Origin of the sequence: Pseudomonas sp. TWR1-1-4, assembly GCF_049897165.1 — a bacterium.
Classification (GTDB): domain Bacteria; phylum Pseudomonadota; class Gammaproteobacteria; order Pseudomonadales; family Pseudomonadaceae; genus Aquipseudomonas; species Aquipseudomonas canadensis.
Genome location: NZ_JAFCVS010000003.1, coordinates 133,360 through 144,501 on the forward strand (window position 1 = coordinate 133,360; position 11,142 = coordinate 144,501).

Annotated in this window: 9 protein-coding genes; 4 read left to right on the forward strand and 5 right to left on the reverse strand. The window is 61.7% G+C overall.

Annotated features, from left to right (window positions below; genetic code table 11):
• Positions 1 to 194: 194 nt before the first annotated feature.
• The 3 genes from ACP7C6_RS08940 to ACP7C6_RS08950 form a co-directional block, all read right to left on the reverse strand.
• Positions 195 to 1,520 carry a sigma-54-dependent transcriptional regulator gene (locus tag ACP7C6_RS08940; RefSeq protein WP_426108633.1) on the reverse strand — a complete coding sequence of 442 codons (1,326 nt, stop codon included), beginning with the start codon at positions 1,518 to 1,520 and terminating at the stop codon, positions 195 to 197.
• Positions 1,514 to 3,280: an ATP-binding protein gene (locus ACP7C6_RS08945; protein ID WP_305385595.1), complete on the reverse strand. Its 1,767-nt coding sequence runs from the start codon at positions 3,278 to 3,280 to the stop codon at positions 1,514 to 1,516. Before ACP7C6_RS08945 ends, ACP7C6_RS08940 begins: the two co-directional genes overlap by 7 nt.
• Positions 3,281 to 3,614: 334 nt before the next feature.
• Positions 3,615 to 5,138 (reverse strand): fumarate hydratase, encoded by a 1,524-nt coding sequence (locus ACP7C6_RS08950; protein ID WP_016971118.1) that lies wholly within the window; start codon positions 5,136 to 5,138, stop codon positions 3,615 to 3,617.
• A 298-nt stretch (positions 5,139 to 5,436) separates the two neighbouring features.
• Here ACP7C6_RS08950 and ACP7C6_RS08955 point away from each other — a divergent pair, with 298 nt between their 5' ends.
• Both ACP7C6_RS08955 and ACP7C6_RS08960 read left to right on the forward strand, forming a co-directional pair.
• Positions 5,437 to 6,369 carry an iron-sulfur-binding ferredoxin reductase gene (locus ACP7C6_RS08955; RefSeq protein ID WP_426108634.1) on the forward strand — a complete coding sequence of 311 codons (933 nt, stop codon included), beginning with the start codon at positions 5,437 to 5,439 and terminating at the stop codon, positions 6,367 to 6,369.
• A 30-nt stretch (positions 6,370 to 6,399) separates the two neighbouring features.
• Positions 6,400 to 7,149: an enoyl-CoA hydratase-related protein gene (locus ACP7C6_RS08960; protein WP_353632212.1), complete on the forward strand. Its 750-nt coding sequence runs from the start codon at positions 6,400 to 6,402 to the stop codon at positions 7,147 to 7,149.
• A 56-nt stretch (positions 7,150 to 7,205) separates the two neighbouring features.
• On the opposite strand, the gene pyk is transcribed toward ACP7C6_RS08960, so the two are convergent.
• Positions 7,206 to 8,657, reverse strand: coding sequence for a pyruvate kinase (pyk, locus tag ACP7C6_RS08965; protein ID WP_016975479.1), 1,452 nt, complete (start codon positions 8,655 to 8,657; stop codon positions 7,206 to 7,208).
• Between the two features lie 173 nt (positions 8,658 to 8,830).
• Here pyk and ACP7C6_RS08970 point away from each other — a divergent pair, with 173 nt between their 5' ends.
• Both ACP7C6_RS08970 and ACP7C6_RS08975 read left to right on the forward strand, forming a co-directional pair.
• A complete protein-coding gene (locus ACP7C6_RS08970) occupies positions 8,831 to 9,205 on the forward strand; it encodes a hypothetical protein (RefSeq protein ID WP_025854787.1) in 375 nt (124 codons plus the stop codon).
• A gap of 223 nt (positions 9,206 to 9,428) precedes the next feature.
• Entirely contained in the window at positions 9,429 to 9,788 is a 360-nt protein-coding gene (locus ACP7C6_RS08975; protein ID WP_028617764.1) for a PilZ domain-containing protein, read from the forward strand.
• 22 nt (positions 9,789 to 9,810) lie between these two features.
• Here the strand turns inward: ACP7C6_RS08975 and ACP7C6_RS08980 are convergent, their stop codons facing one another.
• Entirely contained in the window at positions 9,811 to 11,142 is a 1,332-nt protein-coding gene (locus ACP7C6_RS08980; protein ID WP_236317776.1) for a DUF58 domain-containing protein, read from the reverse strand.

An 11,142-nucleotide genomic window follows, 5' to 3' on the forward strand; every position in this document is an offset into this window, starting at 1 on the left:
TTTTTATGGAGCGGCGCGTGCGCAGCCTGGCTCGAGCTATAGCAGGAGCTGTGCCAGGTGGATGAAGGCCCGCACTAGAGGGGTTCGAGGATTTTTTTGAGCGGAAAGCCGCTGATGATTTTCAATGGGTGAGCGGAAATCCGCTTATTGGCGCGGGCGCGCACTGCCCATTGTAGGCGCTGGCAAGCCAGCGCCTACAGGAAGGTGTCCCGCACCAACCCATGGCGCTGCATCTTTTCATTGAAGGTCCGGCGTGGCAGTTGCAGCTCGGCCAATACGGCCTTGATATCGCCCTTGTGCCGGGTCAACGCGGCTTTCAGGCAGTGGGCTTCGAAGGCTTCCTGCTGCGCAGCCAGGGATTGCCCAGCCTCGATGCCTTCCGGTTCCGGTTCGCCAAGGCCCAATACCTGGCGTTCGGCGACGTTGGCCAGTTCACGCACATTACCTGGCCAATCATGGCTGAGCAGGCGCCCCAGTTGAGCGCCGCTCAGGGGTTCGACGCTGCGGCCCAGGCGCTCGGCGGCACTCTGTGCAAAGTGGTCGAACAGCAGCGGGATATCTTCGCGGCGCTCACGCAAAGGCGGCAGGCGCAGTTGCGCGACGTTCAAGCGATAGGCCAGGTCTTCGCGAAAGCGCCCGGCGCGGGCCTCTTCCAGCAGGTCGGGCTTGGTGGCGGCGATGATGCGCAGGTCCACGTGGATACTCTGGTTGGAGCCCAGTCGCTCCAGTTTCTGTTCTTGCAACACTCGCAGCAGTTTCACCTGTTGGGCCAGCGGCATGCTTTCGATTTCGTCGAGGAACAGCGTGCCACCGTGGGCATATTCCAGTTTGCCGATGCGCTTGCCCTGCGCGCCAGTAAACGCGCCGCTTTCGTGGCCGAATAGTTCGGCTTCAAACAACTGCTCGGGGATGGCGGCGCAGTTGAGCGCGACAAAGGGTTTCTTCGACCGAGGGCCAAAATCATGCAGGCAACGGGCGACCATTTCCTTGCCGCTGCCGGTCTCGCCACGGATCAGTACGTTGACCGGCAGGATCGCCAGGTCCAGCACCTGGCGGCGCAAGGTCTGCAAACCACGGGACACGCCGAGCAGGGTCGACTCCAACTGCGCGCGATGATCGGCCTGTTGATGCAGGCGCCGGTTCTCCAGGATCAGCCCGCGCTTGTCCAGGGCACGGCGCAGGCTGTTGAGCAGGGCGTCGGGGCTGAAGGGTTTTTCCAGGAAGTCGTAGGCCCCGTCGCGCATGGCCTCAACCGCCATCGGTACATCGCCGTGGCCGGTGAGCAGGATGACCGGTAAATCGGCATCGCGGCGCTGTACCTCGGCCAGCAGTTCGAGCCCGCTGAGTCCGGGCATGCGCACATCGCTGAGGATCACGCCGGGGAAATCCTTGGGCAATTGCGCCAGGCATTCCTCGGCGCGGCTGAACAACTGCACCTCGAACCCCGAGAGGCTCAGCCACTGCTCGACGGCCGTGCGGATGCTGGCTTCGTCATCGACCACAATCACCGCGTTCAACATAGGTCGGGCGTCTCCAGCGCGATAGGCAGGGTCAGGGTAAATACCGCGCCGTCGCCGCGATTGCTGGCGATCAGGCGCCCACCCAATTCGTGCACGATAGCGTAGGACACCGCCAGCCCCAAGCCGAGGCCATCACCCACAGGTTTGGTGGTGAAGAACGGGTCGAACACGCTGTTCAGGTGCTCGTCGGCAATCCCGCCGCCGCTGTCGCTGACGGTCAGTCGCCACAGTTGTTGGTCGGCATGCAGGCGGATCTCCAGGCGTTTGCGCGGTTTGTCGGCCATGGCGTCGAGGGCGTTGCGCAGCAGGTTGATCAGAACCTGTTCCAGGCGGATTGCATCGCCGCGCACCCAGGCGGGGCGGGTCAGGTCCAGCACCACGCCGATGGATTCATCGCGCAGGCGCGCATCGAGCAGGTGCAGCGACTGGTCGACCACGGTGGCCAGGTCCAGGCGTTCACGCAAACCACTGGGGCTTTTGCGCGCGAAGGTCTTGAGGTGGCCGGTGAGGGCAGCCATGCGCGTGAGCATGTCGTCCAGTGGCGTGAGCGCCTGGTAGGCGTCGTCGACACGACCGTGATCCAGCAGCAGGCGCAACGTGGCCAGCTGCATGCGCTGGGCAGTGAGTGGCTGATTGATTTCGTGGGCGAGGGCGGCGGACATCTGTCCCAACGCCGCCAGTTTGGCCGATTGCACCAAGCCGTCCTGGGCGGTGCGCAGCGCCTGGGTGCGTTCTTCCACCAGTTGTTCAAGCTCTTCGCGACTGCGCTGGCGCAAGCGGGCCAGGCGCCAGCGTTGGGTCAGGAACAGCACCAGGAACACCAGCGCCAGCCAGGAGCCGGCGGCAGCCAGGCCAGCGTTACGTTGATCTTCAAAGGCGAACTGCGGTTTGCGCAGCAGGTGCAAGGTCCAGCCTTCGGCCTTCAGCGGCAGGGATTCCCAGATGTAATTGGCACTGCCATCCGGGCCGTCGACGCGCATCAGGTGGCTGTTTTCGTCGAAGCGTTGCAGGGTGCTGGTTTCCAGCGCTTGCAGCTGTTTTTTGTCGTATTGGCGGGTGGCTTTCAGCTCGGCAAGGTCGCTGGCCGTCAACGGCCGCAGGTTGCGATAACGCCAGCCGGGTTGATTGGCGATGAACACAATGCCACGCGCATCACTGACCAGCAGCAGGTCATTGCCTTGGGCCCACTCACGTTCAAGTTCGGGGAACTCAAGCTTGACCACCATCGCGCCGAGGAACTGTTCGTGTTCATCGACCACCGCGCTGGAGAGGAAGTAACCGGGTATGCCGGTGGTCACGCCCACCGCGTAAAAGCGCCCAGTGCCGTGGCTCAAGGTTTGGCTGAAATAGGGGCGAAACGCGTAGTTGTGCCCCACATAACTGCTGGGCAGGTTCCAGTTGCTGGCGGCCACGGCCAAGCCGGTGCGGTCCATCAATTCCAGGGTGGATGACTGCGCCGCGCCGTTGATGCGCTCCAGCTTGCGGTTGAGCAGATCCTGGGTGGCGGCGTCCAGCGGGCCCTTCAAGGCGTTGATCATCTCCGAGTCCAACGCCAGCACGGCGGGCAGGGCGCGGTAGCGTTCGATCAGGGTGTGCAGCGAGTTGGCGTACAGCGCGAGCTGCTGATTGGCACGGGCGGCGTCGTCCACCAAGGCCTGGCGTTCGGCGTGGCGCGTGGCCAAGGCCGCGGCCAGTAGCGCGCCAGCGATGATCAGCAGGGAATAGAAGGTCAGGCGCAGGGGGCGAGGGATGACGATCATACGGTGATGGGCAGGCACGGTAAGGGAGTGCACCATACCATGTGCCATCGGGTTTTGTGGTGAGCGGGACTTTTGTGGCGGGCGGGTTTTCTGTGGCGAGCGGGGCTGTTGTGGCGAGCGGGCTTGCCCCGCGTTGAGCTGCGTAGCGGCCCTAAAACCAGCCAGTGAGGCTCCCCCTGGCGGAACGCAGTGATCTTGATGGGGCCGCTACGCGGCCCAACGCGGGGCAAGCCCGCTCGCCACAACAAGCCCGGTTGCCACAGGAGAATTACCAGGCATAAAAAAGGCGACTGGGCCATGGCCACAGTCGCCTTTATGTTTGCAGGGGAAGCGCTTACTGCACTTCTACCGCCAGGCTTTCACTGATCTTTTTCTGCCAGATGGCAGGACCGGTGATGTGCACGGATTCGCCTTTGCTGTCGACAGCAACGGTGACCGGCATGTCCTTCACGTCGAACTCGTAGATCGCTTCCATGCCCAGTTCGGCGAAGGCAACAACACGCGACTTCTTGATGGCTTGCGCCACCAGGTAAGCGGCGCCGCCCACGGCCATCAGGTACACGGCCTTGTGGTCCTTGATCGCTTCGATCGCAGTCGGGCCGCGCTCGGATTTGCCGATCATGCCCAGCAGGCCGGTTTGCTCGAGGATCTGACGGGTGAACTTGTCCATCCGCGTCGCGGTGGTCGGGCCGGCTGGGCCAACCACTTCTTCGCGCACTGGATCAACCGGGCCGACGTAGTAGATGAAGCGACCCTTGAGGTCCACCGGCAGGGTTTCGCCCTTGTTCAGCATCTCGACCATGCGCTTGTGCGCGGCGTCGCGACCGGTGAGCATCTTGCCGTTGAGCAATACGGTTTCGCCCGGCTGCCAGCTCTGCACTTCTTCCGGAGTCAGGGTATCGAGGTTGACGCGACGGGCCGATGGGCCAGCTTCCCAGACGATTTCCGGGTAGGCGTCCAGCGGTGGCGCTTCCAGCGAGGCCGGGCCCGAACCGTCGAGCACGAAGTGCGCGTGACGGGTGGCGGCGCAGTTGGGGATCATGCACACCGGCAAGGACGCTGCGTGGGTCGGGTAGTCCATGATCTTCACGTCGAGCACGGTGGTCAGGCCACCCAGGCCCTGGGCGCCGATGCCCAGTTGGTTGACCTTCTCGAACAGCTCCAGGCGCATCTCTTCGATACGGTTCTGCGGGCCACGCTTTTTCAGCTCGTGGATGTCGATGGATTCCATCAACACTTCCTTGGCCATGACGGCGGCTTTCTCGGCGGTGCCGCCGATGCCGATGCCGAGCATGCCCGGTGGGCACCAGCCGGCACCCATGGTCGGAACGGTCTTCAATACCCAGTCAACGATCGAGTCGGACGGGTTGAGCATGGCCATTTTCGACTTGTTCTCGGAACCGCCGCCCTTGGCTGCCACGTCCACTTCCACGGTGTTACCCGGGACGATGGAGTAGTGGATCACCGCCGGGGTGTTGTCCTTGGTGTTCTTACGCGCGCCTGCCGGGTCGGCCAGGATCGAGGCACGCAGGACGTTTTCCGGCAGGTTGTAGGCGCGACGCACGCCTTCGTTGATCATGTCGTCCAGGCCCATGGTGGCGCCATCCCAACGCACGTCCATGCCCACGCGCACGAACACGGTAACGATACCGGTGTCCTGGCAGATCGGGCGATGGCCGGTGGCGCACATGCGCGAGTTGATCAGGATCTGGGCGATGGAGTCACGGGCCGCTGGCGATTCTTCGCGCAGGTAGGCTTCGTGCATGGCCTGGATGAAATCCACGGGGTGGTAGTAGGAAATGAATTGCAGGGCGTCGGCAACGCTCTGAATCAGGTCGTCTTGCTTGATCACGGTCATGAGTCGCGCTCCTCTATAAGGGAACATTCAATAAAGGTGGGCTCAGTGTTGCATCGGTCGGCTGAGCTCACCTTTCCAAGGCACGCCAAAGTGGTGCAGGCGCGACGCTAAAAAGGCGCGGCAGTATAACCCGGCTCGGTGGCCGATACACCCGACTATGGTCATGAATGCCTGGCTCGATTGGGTTGTAGGAGCGAGCTTGCTCGCGAAAAACTTGAATTTGATGGGTTTCGTCAGGCACCCCGCGTTATCGTTAGCGATCTTCGCGAGCAAGCTCGCTCCTACAGGTGAGAGTTATATGCCTGAACTGTATGTCGGCGAACGCCATTGGTCGGTAACGACCGGCAGCAACCTGCTGGATTCCTTGAACGAGGCAGGTGTGGCCGTGCCTTACAGTTGTCGCGCCGGCAGTTGCCATGCGTGTCTGGTGCGATGCCAGGGAGAGATCGAGGACAAGCAGCCCGAGGCCTTGAGCCCGGCGCAACGTCAGGACGGCTGGCGCTTGGCGTGCCAGTGCCAGGTGAGCGGGGACCTGCGCGTCGAAACCTTTGATCCTACGCGTGATGGGTTGCCGGCCCAGGTGGTGGGTATCGATTGGTTGAGCCCGAGTGTGCTGCGCCTGCGCCTGCAACCCGAGCGTGGCCTGCGCTACCGGGCTGGGCAGCATCTGGTGTTGTGGGCGGGACAAGTGGCGCGGCCCTATTCCCTGGCGAGCTTGCCCCAGGATGACCCATTCCTGGAGTTTCACCTCGATTGCCGTCTGCCTGGCGAATTCAGTGATCTTGCCCGCCAGTTGCAGCTGGGCGACCGTTTGCGGCTGGGCGAACTGCGCGGCGGCGCGCTGCAATACGATCCCGACTGGCAAAGCCGACCGCTGTGGCTGCTGGCGTCCGGCACCGGCCTTGGCCCTCTTTGGGGCGTGTTGCGAGAGGCCTTGCGCCAGGATCATCAGGGCGACATCCGCGTGATTCACCTGGCCCATGATACTGAGGGGCATTACCTGGCCGAACCCTTGGCGCAGCTGGCCGCACAGCATCCCAACGTGACGGTGGAGCTGTGGACGGCGGCGCAGGCGACCCAGGCATTGGCGCAACTGCGGCTTGTTTCGCGGCAAACTCTGGCTTTACTCTGCGGGCACCCGGCCAGTGTCGAGGCGTTTTCCAAGCGTCTGTTCCTGGCGGGACTGCCGCGTAATCAACTGCTGGCCGATGTGTTCCTGCCCCGTGGTTGAGCGCTGAACTCTACAGCCGCGAGATTCGCCATGACCGATGCCATCCTGCAACACCGCGAACGCGGGTTGCTGACCTTGCAGCTCAATCGCCCCGACAAGAAAAACGCCCTGACCCGCGCCATGTACACGCAATTGGCCGAGGCACTGGAGCAGGCCGATGCGGATGAGGACATCCGCTGCGTACTGATCCAGGGCAGCAGTGAATGCTTCACTGCCGGCAACGACATCGGCGATTTTCTCGAACAGCCGCCCAGCGATCTCGACAGCCCACCGTTTTATTTCATGAAAAGCCTGCTCAACTGCCGCAAACCGGTGATTGCCGCCGTGGCGGGCGTTGCGGTGGGTATCGGGACAACCCTGTTGCTGCATTGCGATCTGGTATACATCAGCCGCGATGCGCGGTTGCGCATGCCGTTTGTCAACCTGGGGCTGTGCCCGGAGTTTGGGTCGAGCCTGATTCTGCCGAGGTTGTTGGGGCACGCAAAGGCTGCGGAATTATTGTTGCTGGGCGAGGGCTTTACCGGCGAACAGGCGGCAGCCTGGGGCATTGCCACCGAGGCGTTGGGCAGCGGCGAGGCGGCGTTGGCCAAGGCGCGGGAAATGGCCGAGCGCTTCGAAACCTTGGCACCGGGGGCGGTGCAGGTGACCAAGCAATTGATGAAAAGTGTTGATCGTGAGCAGTTGCGGCAGGTGATCGAGGAGGAGGGGGCGCTGTTTGTCCAGCGGTTGAAGTCGCCGGAAGCGATTGCGGCGTTGTCGGGGTTTATCAACCGGTCCTGAGAAAGCAAAAAGCCCCGCCATTCACATGGCGGGGCTTTTGTTTTTCAGCGTGTCACTCAGACCTGCGGGTCGCCCACGTGCAGGATCTTCATGCCATTGGTGCCACCGGTGGTGTGGTAGCTGTCGCCCTTGGTCAGGATGACCCAGTCGCCTTTCTCTACGACGCCACGCTTGACCAGCTCGTCGATCGCCTTCTGGCTGACTTCGTTCGGTGCCAGCGAAGCCGGATCGAACGGAACGGTGTACACGCCACGGAACAGCGCGGTGCGCGCCTGGGCTTCACGGTGCGGGGTGAACGCGTAGATCGGCACCGAGGAACGGATGCGCGACATGATCAACGGCGTGTAGCCACTTTCGGTCAGCGCGATGATCGCCTTCACACCGGGGAAGTGGTTCGCGGTGTACATGGCAGCGAGGGCGATGCTCTGGTCGCAGCTTTCGAACTCTTTGCCGATGCGGTGGCTGGAGGTCTTGCTGGTCGGGTGCTTTTCAGCGCCGAGGCAGATACGCGCCATGGCTTGCACGGCTTCCAGCGGGTACGGGCCGGCGGCGCTTTCGGCCGAGAGCATCACGGCGTCGGTGTAGTCGAGCACGGCGTTGGCCACGTCGGACACTTCGGCGCGGGTCGGCATCGGGTTCTGGATCATCGACTCCATCATCTGGGTCGCCACGATCACTGCCTTGTTGTGGCGGCGAGCGTGCAGGATGATCTTCTTCTGGATACCGATCAGCTCGGCGTCACCGATTTCCACGCCCAGGTCGCCACGGGCAACCATCACCGCGTCGGAAGCCTTGATCAGGCCGTCGAGGGTTTCGTCATCGGCCACGGCTTCGGCGCGTTCGATCTTCGCCACCAGCCAAGCAGTACCACCGGCTTCGTCGCGCAGCTTACGGGCGTATTCCATGTCGGCGGCGTCGCGCGGGAAGGACACGGCGAGGTAGTCCACTTCCATTTCGGCGGCGAGCTTGATGTCGGCCTTGTCTTTTTCCGTCAGGGCCGGTGCGGTCAAGCCCCCCCCACGGCGGTTGATGCCTTTGTGGTCGGACAGCGGACCACCGATCAGCACGACGCAGTGCAGTTCGGTCGGGGTCGCGGTTTCGACGCGCATTACTACGCGGCCATCATCCAGCAGAAGCTCGTCGCCGACGCCGCAGTCCTTGACCAGATCCGGATAGTCGATACCCACGACCTGCTGGTTGCCTTCGGTCAGCGGGTGGCTGGTGGAGAAGGTGAATTGATCACCGATCTTCAGCTCGATCCGCTTGTTGGTGAATTTGGCGATACGGATTTTCGGGCCTTGCAGGTCACCCAGCAGAGCGACGAAGCGGCCGTGCTTGGCGGCCAGGTCACGCACCAGCTTGGCGCGAGCCTTGTGCTCGTCCGGGGTGCCGTGGGAGAAGTTCAGACGGGCAACGTCCAAACCAGCCAGAATCAGCTGTTCGAGGACTTCCGGCGAGTTGCTGGCCGGGCCAAGGGTGGCGACGATTTTGGTACGACGGACGGACATGCACAGACTCCTGAGTTCAAGCGCTGGAGAAGGCTACTATGCTCTTTCGTTGTAGTCATTGTTCGTTTGCACTACTTATCGATGATTGACTTGTTTTCGCTGCGGCTGAATACGAACATCCTTGAAGATTTTCGACGAGGGGTCGATACACTGCACAAGACAGGAGAACCCTCATGCGAATTTTGCTCATTGCTGCCCTGGCCGTCAGTGTTGTCGGCTGCACCCGTTGGTCGATGGATCACCATCTGAACAATGCCTACCGCGCCTACAAGGTCGGTGACTGCGAGCGCGTTACCCTGGAATTGTCCCAGGTCGACCGTGAAAGTCGCACCCGACGTTATGTGCAGCCGGAAGTCTCGATGTTGCGCGGTCAGTGCCTGGAACGGCAAAAGCTGTTCGTCGACGCGGTACAGACCTATCAATTCATTATCAATCAATACCCATCGAGCGAGTACGCCTACCGCGCCCGCGCGAGGCTCGACACCCTGCAACAACTGGGGCATTACCCTGGTGCAAGCGTCGCGCAACCGCGACCAGCTTCTTTGTGATGATATTCGTCATTCCATAACTGGCCCGTTGCCAGTCTTGGGCTATTCTTTGAATGTTCATTTGTATAAGTTCTATGCAAATGGATGTGGGGCCCGGACTGGGTGGCTGTCTAGCGGCAGGCAATTGCCTGTTGTCGCACCGAGATCCAAGGAGAGCGGGCGTATTACCCGTTCCGAATCACTGGCACGGCCGCAGTCATGGCCATTGGATGGCGATCTCACCATGTTTACCGACCGACGGATCGAGCGGCATCAGCTTCCTTGTTTTTTGCAAGTGTTTAATCGTCTTACCGACAAGCCCATCGGCTTTTTGGGAAACGTCTCTGAAGATGGACTGATGTTAATCAGCCAACTGCCCATGATGGTCGACGTGGATTTTGAGCTGCGTTTGAAGATTCCGGCGGCTGATGGCACCTTCCATCCCATTGATCTCACGGCGAGCTGCCTATGGAGTCATGAGGATGTAAACCCCCAGCACTATGATTCCGGGTTCAGGGTGCTGCAGGCACCTGAGGAATATGAGCAGTTGATCAACGTCTTATTGCATTACTTCAGCTTTGATCCTTTGCAGGCTTCGGCTTAGATAAAGAGTTGGCGGGCACTTTTCAGAGCACGCCAGCTTTCTTCCACCCCAGGTAGCGCGTGACCAACGCCGGTCCCAGTTCAGACGGCAAACTGTCCAATAGGGACAGGCCTTGGGCGCTGAGTCGGTCGTGCAGTTCGTTGCGGGTATTCAGGTAGTCGATGGTGCCGCTGTAGGCCAAGGCTTCGGGCAAGGTTTGTACGGGGGCTTGGCGCAGTCGATCGAGCGCTTCCTCGCGCAGGCTGACCACCAGCACCCTGTGTTGACGACTGATACGCTTGACGGCAGCCAGCAGTGTTTCATCATCCTCATCCCGCAGGTTGGTTATCACGATCACCAATGCGCGCCGTTTCTGCCGAGCCAGCAACTCGCTTGCTGCAGCCTGATAGTCAGCAGTCCGTCGAGTGGTATCCAGGTCGTATACCGCGTTGAGCAACAGGTTCAATTGGCTACTGCCTTTGACCGGCGCCAGGTAGCGTGGCTGGTCACCGGCAAAGGTGCACAGTCCTACCGCATCCCCCTGGCGCAACGCGACGTAGCTGAGCAGCAGGCAGGCATTCAGGGCATGGTCAAAGTGAGACAGTTCGTCATCCTGGCTACGCATGCGGCGGCCGCAATCGAGCATGAACACGATCTGTTGGTCGCGCTCATCCTGGTATTCACGAGCAATGGGTGTGCGTTGCCGGGCGGTGGCCTTCCAGTCGATCTGCCGTAGGCTGTCCCCTTCGCGAAACTCGCGCAACTGGTGAAATTCCAGTCCCAAGCCGCGCCGCTGGCGTTGGCGTACACCCAGTTGGCTCAGCCAGTTGTCCACGCCCTGGAGTTGGGCGCCGTACAGGCGGGCGAAGTCCGGGTAGACGCGGGTGGTATCGCTCACTTCGATCAGTCGTCGTGCTGACCACAGGCCCATGGGGCTGGGCAGGTGAATTTCACAGCGGCCGAAATTGAAATGCCCGCGTCGCAAGGGGCGAAGGCGATAACCCAGTTCACTGCGTTCACCGGGGCGCAGGTCTATGGATTGGGGCATGTGCTCGACGGACAACCCGTCAGGGACATGATCGAACACCTGCACGCTCAGTGCCTGCGCAAAGTCATGCTCTAGAACCAGGCGGATTTCTCCCCAGCGGCCCAGTGCCAGGCTTCCGGGCATTTGCCGTTGCACGCGGGGCGAAGGGCGGTTACGCAGACGCATCGCATCCAGCAGCGCGAGCAGTAACAGTGCCAGTAGCAGCCCCCATGCGATGGAGGACAAGGTGTCGGGCAACTTGAACTGCAACGCTGCCGCAGTGCCCAGCACGATGCCCAAGCCCAGCAATACGCCCAGCCAGTTCAACAGCAGACGGGTCGGTTTCAT